Origin of the sequence: Alteromonas sp. 009811495 (assembly GCF_028865455.1) — a bacterium.
Classification (GTDB): domain Bacteria; phylum Pseudomonadota; class Gammaproteobacteria; order Enterobacterales; family Alteromonadaceae; genus Alteromonas.
The window spans coordinates 1,931,685-1,953,098 of sequence record NZ_CP113972.1 but is presented as its reverse complement, the minus strand read 5'-3'; the positions used below and the strand labels follow the sequence as shown (position 1 = coordinate 1,953,098).

Genomic DNA, 21,414 nt, shown 5'->3' with positions numbered 1-21,414 from the left:
TTTTATGTCACTGCTTTTGGTTTTACAGTGAACCTTCCAGCTCAGGCAGAACGTCAAACAAGTCACCCACCAAACCATAATCAGCAACTTGGAAGATTGGGGCTTCTTCGTCTTTGTTAATAGCTACAATGACTTTAGAGTCTTTCATACCCGCAAGATGCTGAATAGCGCCTGAGATACCTACTGCGATATAAAGCTGAGGCGCAACAATTTTACCTGTTTGACCTACTTGCATATCGTTAGGTACGAAACCAGCGTCAACCGCCGCACGCGATGCACCAATAGCAGCGCCTAACTTGTCGGCAATACCTTCAAGTAGTTTGAAGTTGTCGCCGTTTTGCATGCCGCGACCACCAGAAATTACCACTTCTGCTGCAGTAAGTTCAGGACGCTCTGACTCTGTAAGCTCTGCTGATACAAAGTCAGACTTTTCACTGCCCTTAACAACATCAATAGCAGTCACCTCTGCACTACCACCTGTAGCAGCGGCGTCAAATGACGCTGCGCGAACGGTGATAACTTTCTTCGCATCAGACGATTGAACTGTTGCAATAGCATTACCTGCGTAGATAGGGCGAACAAACGTGTCTTCGCTTTCTACACCGATAATGTCAGAAATTTGTGCAACATCTAATAACGCCGCTACGCGAGGCATGAAGTTTTTACCTGTTGTTGTTGCCGCTGCAACAACATGGCTGTAATCGCTAGCAAGCTCTACCACTAGGTCAGCAGTATTTTCAGCTAACTGGTGCTTATAAGCAGCGTTATCTGCAACGATAACTTTTGCTACGCCTTCGATTTGCGCCGCGGCTTCAGCAACTGCTTGGCAACCTTCACCAGCAACAAGTACATGGATGTCACCACCCATTTTTTGTGCTGCGTTTACAAGCTTGTGCGTTTCCGTTTTTAAGCTTGCATTATCGTGTTCTGCATATACGAGTACGCTCATGAGATCACCTTTGCTTCATTCTTTAACTTGTCTACTAGCTCAGCAACGTCTGCTACTTTAATACCACCCTCACGCTGTGGTGGAGGCGTTACTTTTAGTACTTTAACGTTTGACTCAAGCGCTACGCCAAAATCAGCAGCCGCTTTAACATCAAGTGGCTTGCGCTTCGCCTTCATAATATTAGGAAGAGACGCATAACGCGGCTCGTTTAAGCGAAGGTCTGTGGTCACAACAGCAGGTAGTGACAATGCCACAGTCTGAAGGCCGCCGTCGATTTCACGCGTTACATTAACTTTTTCGCCATCGACAACCACTTCTGACGCGAAAGTACCTTGCGGCATGCCAGTAAGTGCCGCAAGCATTTGACCCGTTTGGTTATTATCAGAGTCGATACTCTGCTTACCTAGAATTACAAGCTGAGGTTGCTCTTCTTCAACAATTTTTGCTAAAAGCTTTGCCACTTGAAGTGAATCAAGGTTTTGGTCGGTATCGATTTGGATACCACGATCAGCACCTAGGGCAAGTGCTGTACGAATTTGTTCTTGGCAGCTTTTATCACCAATTGAAACAACAACGATTTCAGTGGCTACGCCTTTCTCTTTTAATCGAACGGCTTCTTCAACCGCAATTTCACAAAAAGGGTTAATGGCCATTTTCGCGTTAGTAAGGTCTACGCCAGATTCGTCTGCCTTCACTCTTACCTTCACGTTGTAGTCGATCGCGCGTTTGACCGGTACGAGTATCTTCATATTTACCTCAATTGTTGAGTTCGTCGGTGTCTATTACGTTTTACTAATAATTAACTATTAAAAATTAAAAACGTATTACATCACCACGCGTTTTGAAACTTTAACAATGTACTCTACGTTAAAAAAGAAACCGTGGAACGTACGTTTTATATAGGCTAGCTTTAAAACGCCATTAACACCACGTTCGCGAACATATATAATGTGTCGCCAGTTAACGTTAACGTAAACTGCTCTGCAATGTACTTACTGTTGACGTAAACGTCAACCTGCATTACCTTTCAGAGCGACATTTAATTTACATGTTTTTGACACATCGCATTATTTGTTTCATCAATAGTGCACTATAAAAATACGAACATAAGGAGCCTCCCGTGGAACGAGAATCGATGGAGTTTGACGTAGTCATCGTCGGTGCCGGCCCAGCTGGATTATCAACTGCTTGCAAACTTATGCAGCTTGCCAATGAAAAAGACCAAGAACTCATGGTTTGTGTGGTCGAAAAAGGCTCCGAAGTAGGTGCACATATTCTATCAGGTGCTGTATTTGAGCCCCGTGCGCTTAACGAACTGTTTCCTGATTGGAAAGAGAAAGGCGCGCCTCTTAATACCCCTGTTACTGAAGACCACATCTATTTACTTAAAGATGAAACCAGTGCGAAAAAGCTACCAAACGGTATCACCCCAAAAACTATGCACAACGACGGCAACTATATTGTGTCTATGGGTAATGTTACGCGCTGGTTAGCTGAACAAGCTGAGCAACTTGGCGTAGAAGTATTTCCGGGCTTTGCCGCCTCTGAAGTTATCTACAACGACGATGGTAGCGTTGGTGGCGTGATTACTGGCGACATGGGTGTAGGCGAAAATGGCGAGCCTAAAGACGGGTATATGCCGGGTATGGAACTTCGCGCGAAATACACCGTGTTTGCAGAAGGTTGTCGAGGACACCTTGGTAAAGAACTGATTTCACACTTCGAGCTTGATAAAGAAAGCTCACCTCAGCATTATGCTATTGGTTTTAAAGAGATTTGGGATATCGACCCAGCAAAACATCAACCAGGACTCGTTGTTCACAGTGCAGGCTGGCCGCTTGATGATGCAACGGGTGGTAGCTACTTATATCACGCAGAAGACAACCAAGTATTTGTTGGCTTAATCGTCGACTTGAACTATGACAATCCTTATTTGAGCCCATTTGACGAATTCCAACGCCTTAAACATCACCCTGTATTTAAGCAATATCTAGAGGGCGGAAAGCGCGTTTCTTATGGTGCTAGAGCTATCGCAAAAGGCGGGTTTAACTCGTTGCCTAAAATGACATTTCCAGGCGGCCTTTTAGTAGGTTGCGACGCGGGCACACTAAATTTTGCCAAAATTAAAGGCAATCACACTGCCATGAAATCGGGTATGTTGGCAGCGGAAAGTATTTTTGAAGCAATTAGCGAAAATGCAGAGGCGCCAGTTAAAGAACTAACCAGCTTTACAGAGAAATTTAAATCGTCTTGGTTATACGATGAATTATTCCGCTCACGTAATTTTGGCCCTGCTATTCATAAATTGGGTAACTTCTGGGGCGGTGCGTTTAATACCCTTGAACAGAACTTCTTTAATGGCAATCTGTTTTTTACCATGAAAGATGAGCACAAGGATTACGCGCAACTAAAAGAAGCTAAAGATGCCAAAGATATCGCGTATCCTAAGCCAGACGGAGTGCTAAGTTTTGACAAGCTATCTTCTGTATTTCTGTCGAATACTAACCACGAAGAAGACCAGCCGTGTCACCTTCAACTAAAAGATCCAAGTATTCCACTTCAAGTGAACTTGCCCAAATATGCTGAGCCTGCGCAGCGCTACTGCCCTGCCGGCGTGTATGAAGTCATCGAAGAAGAAGGCGAAAAGCGTTTTCAAATTAACGCACAGAACTGTGTTCACTGCAAAACCTGCGATATTAAAGATCCAAGTCAAAATATTCGCTGGGTTGTGCCAGAGGGCGCCGGCGGTCCAAATTACCCAAATATGTAATTCGATAGCCACTAGAGCGTGTTATTTTTAAAAGCGAGCATTGCTCGCTTTTTTTTTGTGCTAAATTTATTTACTATCCAACATAATTAATAAGTTAAACGTAATTAAGGTTAATTAATGAGCGAGTTTCTAGATATTTTAACCCATGGAAGACGTTTGCAAGGTGCTGTTAAGGAATTAAGCATTAATGAACTTGAAGCAATTCAAGAAAAACTTGGCAGCATAATTGAGAAGCGCAAAGAAAAAGCGCAGGCTTTAGAAAAAGCCGAACAAGAAAAAAGAGAAAAACTCGCTGCCATAAAAAAACAAATGGAAGAAGCAGGTTTAAATGTTGAAGATTTAAAAGCGCTTTCGTTACAACCGAATAAGAAAACCGGGAAAAAGCGCCCTGTTAAATACAAATTAGTTGATGAACAAGGCAACGAGCATCTATGGACAGGAATAGGACGCATGCCGCGTGTATACAAAGATGCATTGGATAGTGGTAAGTCACTAGACACATTTTCTGTAAACTAACATCCTTGTATTTAAGTAATAAAAGAATAAGGTCTGTTTTTACAGGCCTTATTTTATTTTTAGTTAGCTAAGTAACAGGTCTATTGTGAATTTAAACTATAAGCTTTCAAAAAATGACGACACTTCACCCTGGCTAGTGTTAATTCATGGCTTGTTTGGTAATGCCGATAATTTAGCAGGTATTAAGCGCCATTTTGAATCACATTTTAATGTAATAAGTGTGGATTTACCTGATCATGGTGAGTCACCATGGACTGCGGGATTTGATATTTCAGACGCTGCAAAGAGCATTTACGAAATACTCCAATCTCTGTCTATCACCACCACTGCTGTCTTAGGGCATTCCTTAGGTGGAAAAGTAGCGATGCGACTTGCCCTTAACCACCCAGACAGTGTTTCGCACCTTATAGTAGCGGATATAGCCCCAGTGTCTTATCAACATAGCCACCAAGCGGTTTTTGACGGTCTGAACGCGGTTCCGCTTGAGAGCATCACTAGCCGAAAAGATGCTGAAAGTGCCATGGCACAACATGTTAAAGAGCCTGGTGTCCGTCAGTTTTTACTTAAGAGTTTGTACCAAAAAGAAAATGGCGATTGGGCATGGCGATTCAATGTAAGAGGCCTTTATGACAGTTATCAACACATTATTGATTGGGAACAAACCAATCAGCAATTCAATGGGATAACCTTGTTTATCAAAGGCGCGGAATCAGACTATATCACCGCTGCACATCGCGATGCGATTGCGCGTTATTTCCCCAATGCGAAAGCGCACATTATCGAAGGCACTGGCCACTGGTTGCATGCCGAGAAGCCTGCGGCTTTCAATACGGTAGTAGAGCGTACTTTATCGAAATAATAGAGGGTGGGTATAATAATTGTCTAAGTCGTGTGAACCGACTGCCTTTCTTTAGATGAGAACGACAACTATTACATAATTTTGAACGTTTTGTTCTCTGACACGCGTTCAAGGTGTGATATAGTTGCGCCAGATTTTTTTTAGTATCAAAACTATGCTTGCAGAAAACTACGAACTCATTGAGTCCATCATGTTGTACGGCGGGTTATTCATCTTATTTTTATTGATGGGTTTCGCAGTTCACGATGTATTACGTAAGAATGACGTGCCACTTATTGGACGAGTGGTAACTTACGGTGTACTAGGTTTAGGTGCACTAGGCTTTCTTGCGAAAGGTATCATTGAATGGTTCTGGCTTAGCTCAGGCGTTTAATTTGTAACGGTTAATAGAGGTTATATATGGCAAGTGTTGGCCTATTTTTCGGAAGTGACACGGGTAATACCGAACATGTTGCGAAAATGATCCAAAAGGAATTGGGTAAACAGCTAATTGATGTTAAAGACATTGCCAAGAGCAGTAAAGAAGACATCGCTGAATTTGATCTACTCATTTTCGGTATCCCAACATGGTATTATGGTGAAGCGCAATGTGACTGGGACGATTTCTTCCCTGAGCTTGAGCAAATTGATTTCACAGATAAGTTAGTGGCCATCTTTGGCTGCGGTGACCAAGAAGATTACGCAGAGTACTTCCTTGATGCGATGGGAATGGTGCGCGATATCGTTGAAGCGAAAGGTGCTATCCTCGTTGGTCAGTGGTCAACCGAAGGTTACGATTTTGAAGCGTCGAAAGGCATGGCAGATGACAATCATTTTGTTGGCCTAGGCATTGATGAAGACCGTCAGCCTGAATTAACTGACTCTCGTGTTAAAGCATGGTGTAAGCAAATTCACGATGAATTGTGTCTTGCTGAATTAGCGTAAGTACTACCGACTTTTATAAAAAAACCGCTCTTTTGAGCGGTTTTTTTATTGCTGGACATCTCTTTGTAAGAGCTGCGCCACTGTTAGAGCTGGAAGCGCTCAACTGCTTTTCGCAAGCTTTCAGTCTGTGCATCAAGCATCATGGTAGACTCATTGGACTGGCGCGTACTTTGTGCGCTTGCATCAGCAAGGGCAACAATTTTATTTAAGCTCTCTGCGACATCACCTAACAACACGTCTTGTTGCTGTGTATCGGATACAATATGTTCATTGATATTACTCAAACGCTTAATGATGGCGCGCACACTTTCAACTTGCTCTGATACTTGTTGGGTAATTTGAACCCCTTCTTGTGCTTGTTCACGCCCAGATTTAATCGCCTTAACAGCTTCGGCAGCATCTTTTTGTAAGTTGCCAATCATTTGCTCAATCTCTTCAGTAGAGTCATGCGTGCGATTAGCCAGCGTTCTCACTTCATCGGCAACAACAGCAAATCCCCTTCCCTGCTCACCGGCACGCGCAGCCTCGATAGCAGCGTTTAGCGCAAGCAAATTGGTTTGTTCCGCAATGGTTTTGATTACATCGAGAATACTACCAATGCTGCGTGAATTTTCGTCTAGACGACCGATTATCTGCGCTGAATTATCTGCCTGCTTAGCCTGACTTTCAACCTGCTGACGATTGCGCTCCACCAGATGGCCGATATCGGTACTTTGCTGTGTGATATCCTTCAATGCGTGCATGGCGTCGTTTATTTGCGCTAAATTGCTTCGGCTCTTGTCTTGAACGTCTTTTGTATTAGCTGATGTAACTGTTACCTGCTCGCGCTGTTTATCAACTTCAGCCAAGCTTTTATCGCCAAGCTCAACGCTTTCTTTTGTTATCTCAATCAAGCGTTTTTCTTGCGCTAAAATGTTGCCAACCAATTCTCGTAAGCTCTCCGTTAAGCTATTCACTTTCGCTGAAAGCGCAGAGAACTCATCGTTGCCCTCTTCAGGCAATTTGGTACTTAAGTTTCCTCGGCTTAGTTGAGAGAGCCCACGATTTATGCGCCCTAGGGGTTTCGAAATGCTGCGCGTTACGATCACAGCAAGACCAATGGCGGCAATCATGCCTACAATAGCGACAATAATATTGCGGACTAAGTTGGCCTGAACCGACTCTAAAATTGCATTTTGCCCGTTGAGCGACTGTGTTTGCACTGATTCGAACAAGGCATTGATGTCAGCCAACGCGGTATTTAACGAGTCATTTGCACGCTTCTGCGCTTGCGCTGCATTTTCAATTTGAGCGAGCTTTTCTTGCTGAAGGGCAATCAAACCATCGCTTCCATTTACCGCGTTAAGTAACAGCTCGTATTGCTCATTAAATGCTGCCACTGTACCGCCATCATCAACAGTTGTGGCTAATCTATTCACGTAATCTTTATCGACTTGTAAATTGCTTAGCTGATACTTCAAATCTTCAATAATATTTGCACTTTGTTCAGCACTAACTGACTCAGCCAATTCAACAAATGAGTCGTTCATCGTAAGTAGTTTGTTATCAATAGCAGTACCAGCACCAATAAGGGTTTCTATGCTGGGGTCATTGCCCTCTAAATAGGATAAGTCGAGCATAAGCGCACTGGCTTCATCGGCCACCATTAACACACTCTCTAACTGGCTTTTCAGCGCAGTTTCAATTTGCATCCGCTTGGCAATTGCAGTGTACATTGCGTTGCTGTTACTTACATAATCAGCACTCACTTCTACTGCATTACTCGCCATCGAATTGCCCGGCATGAGTGCTTTCAAGGTTGATAAGTCTTGGGAGAATGCGTCTGACAAATCGTCGAAGGTTGCTTTATTTTCACGTAATTCAGCGTCTGTCTCTACATGATAACCGTTTGCTGTAATGACCGATAAAGACAGTATTTCCGTCTTTACTTTTACCATGCTAGTTTGCACCGGCATTTTTTGCTCAACAACATCTAGCGCAGAGTCTTTAATACTGCTAAGACCGAAATAAGAAAGAATACTAGTAAGTAATAAAAGACAGCCAAATAGGCCAAAGCCGAGTGTAATTTTATTTATTATTGTTAACTGCATGGGTACTTCCAACGAAAAAACATGCTAAATATCCAAGGCAAAATTCCCTGATTTAAGTTTAGTTTAACAGGATGTTAATTCAATTCATCAAAAGTTTAATTTATTTTGCATATTTGTTAGGGTTATCTTGCACTTACTGGCTGGTCAGGCCAGAAGTTACGCGGTCTGTAGCGAATTAATTTTTTTCACATCTTTTAGGCAGCGGACGAAAATTATTCACACTTTGAAACTTTCCACGGTTTTTCTTTTAAAATGCTTCAAGTTACCTATAATAACCCCAAAATAGATATTCACTCGTTCTTAGTAGGTTGTAATGGATCAAAATAAAGAATTGAAAAAAGCAGGGCTTAAAGTCACTCTGCCTCGCCTTAAAATTTTACAAATTCTGCAAGAGCCAGAAAACCAGCATATCAGTGCTGAAGACGTCTATAAGATCCTCATTGAACAGGGTGAAGAAATTGGCTTGGCAACGGTATATCGCGTGCTCAACCAATTCGACGATGCCGGTATCTTAAATCGCCATCACTTTGAAGGCGGTAAGTCAGTGTTCGAAATAAGCCATAAAGATCATCACGACCATCTTGTGTGCTTAAAGTGTGGCAAGGTCATCGAGTTTGAAGACGACATCATTGAAGAGCGTCAAGAAATGATTGCTAAGCAACACAATATGAAGCTTACGCACCACAGCCTTTACCTTTACGGTGAATGCACCGATGGCAATTGCGATAACGCGCCTGATTAAGCCCACTTAATCAATAAAAAGCTAATCAACAAAAAAGCCTGCTTGCGCAGGCTTTTTTTATGCATCGAATTTATAGGCGTGATAAGCGTTAATGGCCCGTTCCCAAATATCACCTACCTGCCCATTACCAATGGGCTTGCCATCAACTTCAGTCACTGGCGCAACCTCCTTACTCGATGACGTTAACCATACTTCATCAGCGTTTAGTAATTGCTCTTTGCTGAACCATGCTTCAGCTACATTTAGACCTGCTCGGTTGAACGCTTCTATTGCAATAGCACGCGTTATACCGGGCAACAACTCATTATTTAGTGGCGGTGTAGTAATTACGCCATCTTTTACGATAAATACATTACATGAGCTTGCCTCTGTAACCATTTTGTCGCGGTTATACAAGATGGTTTCGTTGACGCCAGCTTCAACGCCTGATTGAAAGTGCATAACGTTTCCTAACAGCGACGTAGATTTTATGTGACATCGTTGCCAACGTTTGTCTTGCTCTAGCGCCACCTTAAACGGCTTTGCTAGCGCTTTTTCGGTTGGTTGAGGCGGGGCTATCTCAAACGCAAAACCAAATACTGTAGGCGCAATATCTTTAGGGTAGGCATGAAAACGCTTTACGTCAGCTCCCCTACTAATATGAAAGTACACCCCAATATTGCCGCTTGTGAAAATGTGTTGGTTTTCATCAACTAATTGCGAAAGAATGTTGCCCCATTTGTCAGTTGAATAGGGATTAGCAATGTCTATAGCACTCAGCCCATTTGCCATACGTGCCATATGACCGTTGAACCCCACCGCTTTACCCGCATAGGTAGGTATGACTTCATAAATCCCATCACCGAATAAAAACCCTCTATCCATAGGAGATATCTTAGCTTCAGAAAGCGGTAAAAACTCGCCATTTAAAAATGCAATAGTCACAGTAATTCTCCTTGTAATTGGCGTCGACGACACAGTGACAATAAGTTGTCTGCCCTCGCCGCCTCATGATTCTGATAGGTAAAACTAACCTTCTCTCCCGGCACGGCCTGGGCTAATCTGTTTATATCTAATGGATTCACACACCCCAACTTGGGGTAGCCCCCCAAGGTTTGTCTATCTCTCATCATAACGATGGGTTGCCCGTCAGGAGGTACCTGTACAGCGCCAATGTGGACTGCCTCAGAGCGAAGTTTATTATGGCTACAGGCTACGTCAGGGCCTTGCAGTCGGTAGCCCATACGATCAATAGACGACGTAACCGTATAGTCACTCGTTACAAAGATACGCTGTGCGACACCACTAAACTGTTCAAACTGATATCCTGGTATCAGTCTAATTGGCGCCTCTAAGCTATAATTGAAACGTTTTTCAAATGCCAAAGTACGTACTGATGCACTCTTAACTTTTGAAAGCGTATTTTCATTCACATTAAAGCTATCGCCATTGGCGAGCGCACTGCCGTTGCCGTGCAGTCCCCCCAATAATTCTCGTGATACCGTACATGCACTATTGGCAAAGAGTGGCGTGTCCCAACTACCACAAATTGCTAAATATGCTTTACTTCCCATATATTCACTGCCAAAGGTAACTTCATCGCCAGCAGTAACATATAAACTCTCATAACTTGGCTGTTCGTGACCGTTTATTGTCACCTTAACTGCCCTTCCTGTTACGGCAATTATGCAATGACTACTAAAGCGCGCGGTTAATGTACCCATGGCCTCAATACAAGGTGTATTGTCTAAATTAAACGCAAGAAAATTGGCCCATGAAAATGCGTCTTCATCCATTGGACCAGATTGACTAAATCCATCCCTTTGTCGCCCTACGCGACCGTTATCAACAATGAGGCTAAATAACCCTTTATCGACAATTTCAACCTTCATGATATGCGTAAAACTCTTCTTCTGATATGGCAGTAAATTTCACTGTATCGCCAGCTTTAAGCAACGCCGTACTTTCATTTTCGCTATGGTTCACCATACTTAGTGGCGTCAGTCCCAATAGGTTCCAACCACCTGGTGAGTCACTGGGATACACCGCTGTTTGTCTATCTGCGATTGCAACTGCACCTTTTGGCACGCGTTTTCTTGGCGTACTTAAACGCGAACATGCCATAACCTCGGGCAATTCTCCCATGTATGCGAAACCTGGTGCAAAACCAACGGCGTAAACAGTAAATGTGCAGCCTGTGTGCAGCGCGATAATCTCATCAATACTTAATGACGTTTTCTTACTCACCACACTTAAATCACTAGCACTCGGAGCGCCATACCACACAGGTATGGTTTTAGTGGCACTGTGTGGTAACGCTGAAACATTTTGATTTTCCACGCCTTCATTTGCTGCCTGACGAGTTGAAAGCGCCCTCAACCATGCATAAACACCATGGGTGTCGATGTCTTCAATATTAAAAACAAGCAACAGGCTGTCGTAAGATGGCACACATTCTTTTAACCAAAGTGGTGAGTTGATTGAGCTTTGAACAGCGCTATCAATCATTGCCAGCCACCTTTGACATGCGGCATTCGCTTTATCTAATGTATCGCCTTTAAAGTAGAGTATGACGGCGTCAACACCCACCGGCGTTAGCCGCTTTATGTCGCCAAACAATTGCATGTACTTTCCTTGATAAATGTGTTCTTAATGAGGCAATGATATTGAATTGTAGAGTTATTTTAGCCAATTGCTTTAATTTGGCGCGCTATTTCTACCGCCCCGGCGGTATCACCGTGCACACAAAGGCTATCGGCTTCAATGTCCAAGGTTTTTCCTGATACGGTAGTCACGGTATTGTGTTTTATCATTTGCTCTGCCTGGGCCAGTGCGTCTTGCTCTTTTAACACCGCCCCGTCCATAGTCCGTGGTGTCAGTAGCCCCTCATCGGTATATCGCCTATCCGAAAACGCCTCGAACAATAACGGCAAATCAAAAGCACTGGCTTCATGACGAAGCACATCATTGTGACGAGTAGCTTGAACCATTAGCGCTAATTCGCCTTTACCCATTTCAGCCACACTCTTCATTACTGCATGGCGAATAGTGGTATCTTTCATCATATCGTTGTAAAGCGCACCGTGGGGTTTGACGTAAGCCACACTGGTGCCGCAAAGTGCAGCCATGCCGCTTAGCGCGCTTACTTGGTATTGAATCATGGCAATTAATTCGTCGCTTGGAATTATCATGCTCCGTCGACCAAAGCCTTGCAAATCTGGGTATGATGGATGTGCACCAACAGTTACATTATGCGATGCAGCCAAGCTTAACGATGATTTCATCACTTGTGGGTCGCCTGCATGAAAGCCACACGCAATGTTTGCTTGGTCGATAAGCGCCATAATGTCGCTTTCAACAGGCATTGACCATGCACCGAAACTTTCACCTAAATCGCAATTTAACTTCATAATGGTTTAGCTCTTACCCTCAATCCAGTATCATGTTACCTGTTCTTTTTAAAAAGTCAGTTCTAATGATAAATATTGGAAAAATTAATACATTGCAGGTCGTGGGCCAATACCCTTTTGGCTACGCTTTAGCACCTATTGTCACCAACGTTGGTGCACAAGACAACGTTTATAATGCTGAGCAAGACGAGCAGCAAACGGTGACGCTCAGTCTTGATGAAGTTGAAGGGGAACTAGCAGAGGGTCATGAATTATCGGTGTTCGTGGCAACCGATCAACGTGGCGAACTGTATGCAACGCTTAAAACACCTAAAATTCAGGTAGGCGAAACAAAAATATTAAAAGCGGTTTCTGCCACCAACTTCGGTGCGTTTTTCGACTGGGGGCTTGATAACGACCTTCTCGTGCCCAACGATTATCAAGCGCAACCAATAAGTGCGGGCATGTATTACGTCGTACACACCTTTTTTGATGATAAAACCCAACGTATTTTGGGTGCAACTAAGCTGCACTACTTCTTAAAAGAAAACAGTGCGTACCTGAATGAGGGCGACGTCGTATCTTGCTTGGTCTACGCCAAAACGGAATTAGGCTTTAAAGTTGTTATTAACGAACAAAGCCTTGGACTAATTTTCCATAGCGATGCATTTAAACCACTAAAGGTTGGACAAGCAACCGAGGGTGTTATTAAAACTATTCGTGAAGATGGAAAAGTGGACGTTGCCTTACAGCGCGTAGACAAAAGTGGCCGTGACGCACTTCAGCAAGCGATTCTAGAGGACTTAGAGGCTCATGGTGGTATTTCAACCCTAACGGATAAAAGTGCCCCTGAAGCTATTTACTCTCATTTTAATGTAAGCAAAGCGGCCTATAAAAAAGCGCTTGGTGCGTTATATAAGCAGAAAAAAATTACTCTTAGCCCTGATGCTATTCGATTAAACAATACAAACGATTAGGACATACAATGAAAGCGCATGTTTCTTGGGATAAAGACCTTACTTTCACTGGCACCACTGACAGTGGTTATAAAACAGTTATGGATGGCAGCGGCAAGGCGATTTCCCCTATGGAGTCGGTATTGGTTGCTGTAGGTGCATGTTCAAGCGTTGACGTGGTAGATATAATCAAAAAAGGACGTTTTGATATTACCTCATGCGAGTGTGAATTAGAGGCTGTTCGCGCTGACGAGCCACCGCGTGTATTTACAAAAATTCATGCGCATTACACCGTTTCGGGTGAAGGCATAAGCGAAAAAGCCCTTGCACGCGCAGTGCAGCTTTCAGCGGAAAAATATTGTTCTGTAATGCTAATGCTAACCGGTAACGTGGATATAACCACCAGCTATACTTTAGTGTAATGAACTTAAACATAGTCAATCTCGCTATCGCTTAGTGAAAAAAGCCAACCTTTAGGGTTGGCTTTTTTATTGAAACCCTTTGTTACACATGTATCCCATTGATTATTAAGCCTTTTAACATTAGTTAACATCTTTGGCATGTTAGCTGCTGTAAACGGTCATTATTATATAACGACTACAACGTTAGGGCTTTTGACCATGGATACTACACAACGTACAACACCTGTTTTCGCTACTCACACTTTCCGCACTCTTGTTTTAGGCACAACTTTAGCTGCCCTGTCACTGTCGATGACAGCGTGTTCAGACGCTGATGCAGTAGACAGTAGCGCGACTCCCGAGGTGGTAGAAGAAACCGTTTTTGCCATTCCTGTTGAAACACAAAGCATTCGCACTGGCGATATTACGTCGACCTATGACACGACGGCGATTTTAGAAGCGCGTGAAGAAGCTTTTGTGGTTGCAAGAGCTTCTGGGATCATCGAAGACATATTCGTGGAAGAAGGCGACTATGTAGAAAAAGGTCAAGTGTTAGCACAACTTGATAAACGTCGTTATGAGTTAAACTTGGCCAAAGCAAACGCTGACTTGACGGGCATTGAAAGCGAACTCGATAAAGTAAACAAAGTTTACTCTAAAAAGCTTATCAGTGACGATACTTACGACAAGCTTAAAGCTCAGTACGAATCGGCAAAAGCCTCTGTTCGCTTAGCAGAACTTGATTTAAAAGAAACGACGATAACTGCGCCTATCAGTGGTTATGTTGCTTCGCGCAATGCCAAAGTAGGCAACCTAACCGAATCGTTCCAACGTGAACGCATGTTTCATATCGTGCAACTGCGCAACTTACAAGGCGTGGTTTACCTACCTGAGAACGAACTACCAAATGTCACGGTAGGACAAGGTGCCACGCTTACTGTAGCGGCATTGGGTAATCACGCGATTCACGCAAACATTGAACGCATTAGCCCAGTTATCGACGCGGCAACTGGCACATTTAAGGTAACACTTAAAGTACCAAATGAAGACAATCGCTTAAAAGCAGGTATGTTTACTGACGTATCGCTTGAGTATGCAACACACGCAAATGCCACTTTGCTGCCACGCCGAGCACTTGTCACTATAGATAACAGCCATAGTGTATTTGTTGTTGATAACGGCAAAGTAAAAAAAGTGAACGTTTCGACTGGTTTTGAAAATAACGAAGTGGTTGAAGTTATCAGTGGCCTAGAAGGCAACGAAGAAGTGGTAACAGCCGGTCACCAGAACTTGAAAGACAGTGCTCCTGTTGAAGTAGTTAACAGCTAAACTGGCGAATCGAGGAGTTACTATCATGCGTATTGTTGATATCGCCGTAAAACGTCCCGTAGCAGTCAGTATGTTTACTTTTGCTGTACTGCTATTTGGAATGGTCTCGCTAGGCAGATTGTCGGTTAACTTACTTCCAGATTTGTCATACCCAACCCTTACTATACGCACCGACTACGACGGTGCCGCACCAGGCGAAGTAGAACAGCTAGTTTCAAAACCTATTGAAGAAGCAATCGGTGTGGTTAAAGGTGTAAGAAAAGTCACCTCTACCTCCCGCGCAGGACAATCTGATGTCGTACTTTCTTTTGCTTGGGGTACAGACATGGACTTTGCCAGCCTTGAAGTACGAGAGAAGCTTGATGTACTGCAGTTGCCTTTGGACATTGAAAAGCCTCGCCTACTGCGTTTTAACCCAAGCCTTGACCCGGTTATTAAATTGGGGCTAACCGCTCAAACAGACAATGTCAATTTAACAGTTGAGCAAATGAAGCGGCTTCGCTTATACGCAGAGCAACAAGTAAAACGCTCACTAGAATCAGTAGAAGGCGTTGCTGCCGTGCGTGTAGGTGGTGGCTTAGAGAATGAGATCCACATTCTTATCGATCAACAAAAAGCCAGTCAGCTGTCGATTCCTATCACGACTATTATTGACCGCGTAAGCACTGAAAACATTAATGCTGCGGGCGGTCGCATCGATAATGCAGCGCAGGCATTCTTAGTGCGTACCCTCAATCAATTCGAAAACCTAGATGATATTAAGAATCTCTATATTGGCCGTTTTGAAGGCAAAAATATTCAGTTAAAAGATGTAGCTACTGTCGAAAGTGCCTACAAAGACCGCGACGTTGTTACTCGCTTTAACGGGAGCGAAGGTGTTGAGATTGCCATCTACAAAGAAGGTGATGCGAATGCAGTTAATGTGGCTCAAAAAGTTGCAAATCGTTTAAATGAGGTTAACCAAAACCTTCCCACAGACTATACATTGGCGCAAATATACGACCAAAGCGTGTTCATCAAACAAGCGATAGACAACGTAAAGTCGGCAGCCGTTATTGGTGGCGTGCTGGCTATGTTGGTCCTTTATCTGTTCCTTAAAGACTTTTGGGCTACAGTAATTATCTCTGTGTCAATTCCAGTATCCGTAATTGCCACGTTTAACCTGATGTACGCCAACGACATAAGCTTAAATATGATGAGTCTTGGTGGTATCGCCTTGGCTGTTGGCTTACTTGTTGATAACAGTATCGTGGTACTTGAAAATATCGATCGTCACAAAAAGCACAAAAATGCGTTGGGCGATAATAACGCTGAAGCGCTCGCCGCCAGTGAAGGTACAAAAGAAGTATCTGGCGCCATTGTGGCTTCAACGTTAACCACCATGGCAGTGTTTGTGCCACTCATTTTTGTTGAAGGTATTGCTGGTCAATTGTTTAGAGACCAAGCATTAACCGTATCGTTTGCACTTGCTGCTTCACTTGTTGTTGCCCTTACGCTTATTCCTGCAATGGCGCATAAGAAGAAAAAGCAACAGCTAGATCACGAAGACACCTTTACAAGTGCGCCAGCCCCCTTCCCCACATCGCTACTTGGGAAAATAGGGTACTACATTACGCTTCCTGTGCGCTTAGTATTAAAGCTAGTTTCATTGCTGCTTGCGGCAATAGTTACAGTCGCGATAGGCACTTGGCAAATCATTAGCAAGCTGCTTGGTTTTGCGTTTACGCCGCTTATCTTTATTTTCAACAAAAGCTTCGATGTCCTTGCCTCAGGTTACGAAAAACTACTGAAGATTAGTTTGCGTGCAAGAGTATTTGTCCTTTTCACTGCCTTCGCACTTGCTGCAGGCGCGGTTACCTTAGTGCCGAAACTAGGCATGGAGCTTATCCCTACGCTTTCCCAAGGTGAATTTTCGGTTGAAGTAACGCTACCCGCGGGTTCACCACTTACTCGTACCGACGAAGTAATGAACGAGTTGGCTCAAGTGGCTGTTCAACCTGTTTCGGGTGCATCTTCTGACCAGAGCATGGTGCTGCGCACTTATGCCATGTCAGGTACAGGTAGCTTGATAAGTGCGGCGCCAAACCAAGGCGGTGATCATTGGGGTCGTCTTAACATTGTGATGAAACCTAACGCGACAGAGCAAGACATGCTTGCTGTTAAACAACAACTTCGCGACCACCTTGGACTTATGCCTCAGGTCCAAGCCACGTTTTCTGAGCCTGAACTCTTTAGCTTTGCCTCGCCTATCCAAATTGAAGTTGCCGGTTATGATTTAAACCAACTTCAACAGTACGGCGATGCAATTGCGACAAAGTTAGCCAGCTATCCAAATTTTGCTGATGTAACCACCAGTATCCGCGATGGCAACCCTGAACTAAAAATTGCATTTCACCACGCTAAACTTGCACGTTTGGAACTTGATGCTGCAACTGTTTCCGAGCTAATTGCAGCGAAAGTGGGCGGTCGTGTTGCCACACAATACAGTGTTGAAGACAGAAAAGTAGATGTGCTAGTACGTACGTTTGAAAACCAACGTAATGACATCGCTAGTGTGCGCGCTATTGTAGTAAATCCTGGCGCATCCCAGCCTATTCCACTCAGTGCCGTCGCTGACGTATTCATGAGTGTGGGACCCAGTGAAATCACTCGTGTAGGTCAACAACGTGTTGCGCTTGTGTCTGCAAACCTTGCGCAAGGTAAGTTAGATAAAGCGGTAGCAATTGCCAATAAGGTGTTAGATGAAACACAACTGCCTTTATCACTAAGTGCACAGGTTACGGGTCAAAGTGAAGATATGCAAAACAGCTTCCGTTCGCTGCAATTCGCGCTAGCGCTGGCAGTATTTATGGTATATCTGGTGATGGCATCACAATTCGAGTCGCTGTTACACCCTTTGCTGATATTGTTTGCTGTACCACTGGCGGGCGCCGGTTCAGTATATGGACTGTGGCTAACGGGTACGCCGCTTAACGTTGTTGTGTTTATAGGACTTATCATGTTGTGCGGTATTGTGGTGAATAACGCTATTGTTCTTGTCGATCGCATTAACCAACTACGCCGTCAAGGTATGGAAAAGCAATCGGCTATTATCGATGCTGCTAAAACACGTTTGCGCCCTATCGTAATGACCACGCTGACCACCATTTTAGGTTTACTGCCCATGGCCTTTGGATTGGGCGAAGGCGCTGAAATTCGCACGCCAATGGCCATCACCGTCATTTACGGCCTGTTGTTTGCCAGTTTGCTAACCTTAATCCTTCTACCGGTGCTATACAGCTTGTTCGATACCAAAAAGGTGCTGGCTCCGGTGAGCAGCAACGAACCTAGCGCACAACACGATGCTGTACAAAAAGGAGGTGTGTTATGAGCACACCATCTCAAAACCAGCGTGACGCTAACACGCCACCGCTAGGCAAAATAGCGGGAATTGGTGCAGCATTAGCACGGTTTGCACTGAATAAGCCCGTTACTATTGGCATGTTGTTCTTGTCGATGTTGTTGTTTGGTTTGGTATCGGGTCGACTGTTGCCGTTAGAGAAGTTTCCCGGTATCGATATTCCAGAAATGGTCGTTCAAATTCCCTACCCTGATGCAACACCGGTAGAAATTGAAACTATGATCACACGCCCCGTCGAGGAAGCAATAGCCACAATGTCAGGGATAAAGCGGCTTCGAGCGCGCTCATATGACAATATGGCCGAAGTTATTGTTGAATTTGATTGGGATGAAAACTTAAAAGCAAAAAGTATTGAAGCGCGAGAAAAGGTCGACGCTATTCGCCATGAGTTGCCCGACGATATTGAGCGCATTATGGTGTACAAGTTCAACACTAATGATATGCCCATCTTCCAGTTGCGCGTATCAAGTGACAGAGACCTATCAAACGCGTACGACTTACTCGATCGCAACTTAAAGCGCCCATTAGAACGTGTTCCTGGCGTGTCGAAAGTAGAATTATACGGCACTATGAAGCGACAAATTACTATTCGCCTCGATCCAAAGAAAATGACGACCTATCAGATTGATAGTGCGCGTTTGCAGCAACTTTTACAGGGCGCAAACTTCTCATTAACTGCAGGCTATATGTATAACAACGGTGAAAAAATTCTGGTTAATCCAACCGGTGAATTTACCGACGTGAACGATTTTAAAAACATGTGGGTTACACGCAATGTGCGCTTATCGGATATAGCGACTGTGACTTACGAGTTACCAGAACGCAACGAAGGTCGACACCTTGATCGTACGTTTGCTGTAGGCTTTAACGTATTTCGTGAGTCGGGCAGCAATTTAGTTGAGGTCTCTGACGCAGTGATGAAAGTTATCGAAGCGGCTAAAGAAGATCCTGAATTCAACGGTATTAGCTTGTTTGTAATGGATGACACTGCCAAAAGTGTTACGTCTTCACTTAGCGACTTGCTTAACGCGGGACTACTTGGCGCTTTGCTTTCAGTGATTGTGCTTTACTTATTCTTGCGACAGCTTACCACCACGCTAATTGTTGTGCTTTCGGTACCTTTCTCTATCTGCATCACGTTAGGTGTAATGTTTTTGTTAGGTTATACCCTAAACATATTGTCGTTAATGGGACTCATGCTGGCCGTAGGGATGCTGGTCGATAACGCAGTGGTAATTACCGAAAGCGTATTTCAAGAGCGTCAACAAGATAACAATATTGCCCGTGCCACGCAGATTGGCGTGAATAAAGTCAGCCTTGCGGTTATTGCAGGCACCGCCACCACGGCTATTGTGTTTTTGCCCAACATTATTGGTGTCAAAATTGATGTCACCATATTTCTTGAGCACGTTGCCGTTGCTATTTGCCTTTCACTTTTTGCATCGCTATTTATTGCTAAAACGCTAATACCTCTGCTCACCACTAAAGTTGCTATTCCTGTGGTGAAAACACCTACAACGCCAAAATACATCAGTGGTTATGGTAAAGCGTTAAGTTGGATGTTAAAAAATCAGGGGAAAACCTGTCTTATCGCCTTACTTATTCTAGGCTCTACAGTAATTCCTATGGGTGCAGTAACAGGTGACGATGAAGGTAATAATAACCAAGAGCGTGTTTGGCTTAACTACCATATAACGCAGAATTTCACCTTGGATGAAGTGGAAAAAACCGTTGATAAGATGGAAGCCTATTTATATGAAAACCAAGAGCGCTTTCACATCAAACAGGTCTACACCTATTTTACAGCGGGACACGCGGTAAGTGGTATTACACTGAACGACGAATTGCCTGTACCAGTGAGTAAAATAAAAGAAGATATACGCGAAAATATGCCGTCATTTGTACGCGCTCGCCCCTCTTTTCAGTGGGACAGCGGTAATGGCGGAGGCGTTCGCGTAACATTACTTGGTGAATCTTCAGAAACCCTACTATCAATATCAGAGCAAATTATTCCTATCCTTGCCAATATTGATGGGTTGGAAGATGTGAAAGCAGATACGGGTTCTACCCGCGATGAAGTGCAAATTCGCGTTGATAGAGAAAAAGCCAATCGTTTTGGTATTCAGGTCGACACTGTCGCGAATTTGGTTGCTACCGCCCTACGCGGCAATAACCTTAGAACATTTCGCTACGGTGATGCCGGTGAGGTGGATGTGCAATTAAAGTTTGGTAGCGATGTTCAAGCGTCCCTCAGCGAACTTAAAAACATCAATATTGGCTTTGCTCAGGGACAATCTATCAACCTAAATATGATTGCTGACTTTACGGTTAAACCTCAGTTATCGCAAATAAACCGTAATTACCGCCAGACCGCGTTGGCTATTGGGGCAAATTTAGAAGGTGAAACCACCACTGAACAGGCCCGTGCACGTATTGAACAAGTACTGTCTAACATCGAATTGCCAACAGGTTATAAGTGGACCCTAGATGGCAGCTTCTCGCGTCAAGACGAAGCGTTTGCAGTAATGCAAATGAACATGTTGTTGGCACTTTGCATGATATACGTGGTAATGGCCGCGTTGTTTGAATCGCTAGTATTACCCACATCAGTGATTACATCGTTACTGTTCTCATTTACGGGCGTATTTTGGGCGTTTATGGTAACCGGTACTCCCATGTCCGTAATGGGACTAATTGGTATGCTGATACTAATGGGCATAGTCGTCAACAATGGTATCGTGCTTGTAGATCGTATTAATCAACTGGTCAATGAGGGCTTGTCGCTCTATGACGCAGTACTAGAAGGTTGTATGACACGTATTCGACCTATCTTGATGACAGTTGCCACTACGGTTCTTGGACTCATTCCACTGGCAATGGGTAGCACGCGCATTGGTGGTGATGGCCCACCCTATTCCCCAATGGCTATCGCTATTATTGGTGGCTTAGTATTTTCCACAGTAACGAGTTTATTCTTAGTTCCATTGGCTTATGTTCTGCTGCTAAAACTGCGCTTTAAAACACAGCGACTCTTTAACGCTAGCAAAGCGCGCGTTGAACGCTTGGTAAAGGTGTGAATCAATAGAGCTTACTAATAGAAGCGGGTTGGC

Annotated in this window: 18 protein-coding genes; 11 read left to right on the top strand and 7 right to left on the bottom strand. The window is 43.9% G+C overall.

Annotation, left to right across the window (positions count from 1 at the left end):
• Window positions 1-22 precede the first annotated feature (22 nt).
• Both OZ660_RS08885 and OZ660_RS08880 read right to left on the bottom strand, forming a co-directional pair.
• Entirely contained in the window at window positions 23-949 is a 927-nt protein-coding gene (locus OZ660_RS08885) for an electron transfer flavoprotein subunit alpha/FixB family protein (protein ID WP_202265435.1), read from the bottom strand.
• The gene (locus OZ660_RS08880) at window positions 946-1,698 is read right to left on the bottom strand and encodes an electron transfer flavoprotein subunit beta/FixA family protein (RefSeq protein ID WP_274743251.1); all 753 of its coding nucleotides are present in this window, start codon (window positions 1,696-1,698) and stop codon (window positions 946-948) included. The genes OZ660_RS08885 and OZ660_RS08880 overlap by 4 nt, the downstream gene beginning before the upstream one ends.
• A 371-nt stretch (window positions 1,699-2,069) precedes the next feature.
• Here OZ660_RS08880 and OZ660_RS08875 point away from each other — a divergent pair, with 371 nt between their 5' ends.
• From OZ660_RS08875 to fldA, 5 genes are all read left to right on the top strand, one after another.
• Entirely contained in the window at window positions 2,070-3,719 is a 1,650-nt protein-coding gene (locus OZ660_RS08875; protein WP_274743250.1) for an electron transfer flavoprotein-ubiquinone oxidoreductase, read from the top strand.
• A 117-nt stretch (window positions 3,720-3,836) separates the two neighbouring features.
• Entirely contained in the window at window positions 3,837-4,235 is a 399-nt protein-coding gene (locus tag OZ660_RS08870; protein ID WP_202265431.1) for an H-NS histone family protein, read from the top strand.
• 85 nt (window positions 4,236-4,320) lie between these two features.
• On the top strand, window positions 4,321-5,094 hold the full coding sequence (locus OZ660_RS08865) for an alpha/beta fold hydrolase (protein WP_274743249.1): 774 nt from the start codon (window positions 4,321-4,323) through the stop codon (window positions 5,092-5,094).
• 154 nt (window positions 5,095-5,248) lie between these two features.
• Window positions 5,249-5,467, top strand: coding sequence for a DUF2788 domain-containing protein (locus OZ660_RS08860; RefSeq protein ID WP_159624996.1), 219 nt, complete (start codon window positions 5,249-5,251; stop codon window positions 5,465-5,467).
• A 26-nt stretch (window positions 5,468-5,493) separates the two neighbouring features.
• A complete protein-coding gene (gene fldA / locus OZ660_RS08855; RefSeq protein WP_202265427.1) occupies window positions 5,494-6,018 on the top strand; it encodes a flavodoxin FldA in 525 nt (174 codons plus the stop codon).
• Between the two features lie 83 nt (window positions 6,019-6,101).
• Here the strand turns inward: fldA and OZ660_RS08850 are convergent, their stop codons facing one another.
• Window positions 6,102-8,108, bottom strand: a complete 2,007-nt coding sequence (locus OZ660_RS08850) for a methyl-accepting chemotaxis protein (RefSeq protein WP_274743248.1) — start codon at window positions 8,106-8,108, stop codon at window positions 6,102-6,104.
• 313 nt (window positions 8,109-8,421) lie between these two features.
• Between OZ660_RS08850 and fur the strand changes: the two genes are divergently transcribed.
• Window positions 8,422-8,850 (top strand): ferric iron uptake transcriptional regulator, encoded by a 429-nt coding sequence (gene fur, locus OZ660_RS08845; protein ID WP_159624877.1) that lies wholly within the window; start codon window positions 8,422-8,424, stop codon window positions 8,848-8,850.
• A 57-nt stretch (window positions 8,851-8,907) separates the two neighbouring features.
• Here fur and OZ660_RS08840 read toward each other — a convergent pair whose 3' ends face one another.
• Genes OZ660_RS08840 through OZ660_RS08825 form a run of 4 tightly spaced genes read right to left on the bottom strand, consistent with a single transcriptional unit; the run spans window position 8,908 to window position 12,239 of the window.
• Complete coding sequence (locus OZ660_RS08840) at window positions 8,908-9,774, bottom strand: D-amino acid aminotransferase (RefSeq protein ID WP_202265423.1); 867 nt, start codon at window positions 9,772-9,774, stop codon at window positions 8,908-8,910.
• Window positions 9,771-10,721, bottom strand: coding sequence for a 5-oxoprolinase subunit C family protein (locus OZ660_RS08835; protein ID WP_274743247.1), 951 nt, complete (start codon window positions 10,719-10,721; stop codon window positions 9,771-9,773). The genes OZ660_RS08840 and OZ660_RS08835 overlap by 4 nt, the downstream gene beginning before the upstream one ends.
• Window positions 10,711-11,454, bottom strand: a complete 744-nt coding sequence (locus OZ660_RS08830; RefSeq protein WP_274743246.1) for a 5-oxoprolinase subunit B family protein — start codon at window positions 11,452-11,454, stop codon at window positions 10,711-10,713. The genes OZ660_RS08835 and OZ660_RS08830 overlap by 11 nt, the downstream gene beginning before the upstream one ends.
• Before the next feature lie 59 nt (window positions 11,455-11,513).
• Entirely contained in the window at window positions 11,514-12,239 is a 726-nt protein-coding gene (locus tag OZ660_RS08825; protein WP_159624884.1) for a 5-oxoprolinase subunit PxpA, read from the bottom strand.
• A 65-nt stretch (window positions 12,240-12,304) separates the two neighbouring features.
• Here OZ660_RS08825 and OZ660_RS08820 point away from each other — a divergent pair, with 65 nt between their 5' ends.
• The 5 genes from OZ660_RS08820 (at window position 12,305) to OZ660_RS08800 (ending at window position 21,381) form a co-directional block, all read left to right on the top strand.
• Window positions 12,305-13,195, top strand: a complete 891-nt coding sequence (locus OZ660_RS08820) for a CvfB family protein (protein ID WP_274743245.1) — start codon at window positions 12,305-12,307, stop codon at window positions 13,193-13,195.
• Window positions 13,196-13,203: 8 nt separating this feature from the next.
• A complete protein-coding gene (locus OZ660_RS08815; RefSeq protein WP_159624888.1) occupies window positions 13,204-13,596 on the top strand; it encodes an OsmC family protein in 393 nt (130 codons plus the stop codon).
• Between the two features lie 198 nt (window positions 13,597-13,794).
• On the top strand, window positions 13,795-14,904 hold the full coding sequence (locus OZ660_RS08810; protein ID WP_159624890.1) for an efflux RND transporter periplasmic adaptor subunit: 1,110 nt from the start codon (window positions 13,795-13,797) through the stop codon (window positions 14,902-14,904).
• 25 nt (window positions 14,905-14,929) lie between these two features.
• A complete protein-coding gene (locus tag OZ660_RS08805) occupies window positions 14,930-18,274 on the top strand; it encodes an efflux RND transporter permease subunit (RefSeq protein ID WP_274743244.1) in 3,345 nt (1,114 codons plus the stop codon).
• Window positions 18,271-21,381 carry an efflux RND transporter permease subunit gene (locus OZ660_RS08800; RefSeq protein WP_274743243.1) on the top strand — a complete coding sequence of 1,037 codons (3,111 nt, stop codon included), beginning with the start codon at window positions 18,271-18,273 and terminating at the stop codon, window positions 21,379-21,381. The genes OZ660_RS08805 and OZ660_RS08800 overlap by 4 nt, the downstream gene beginning before the upstream one ends.
• Window positions 21,382-21,414 lie beyond the last annotated feature (33 nt).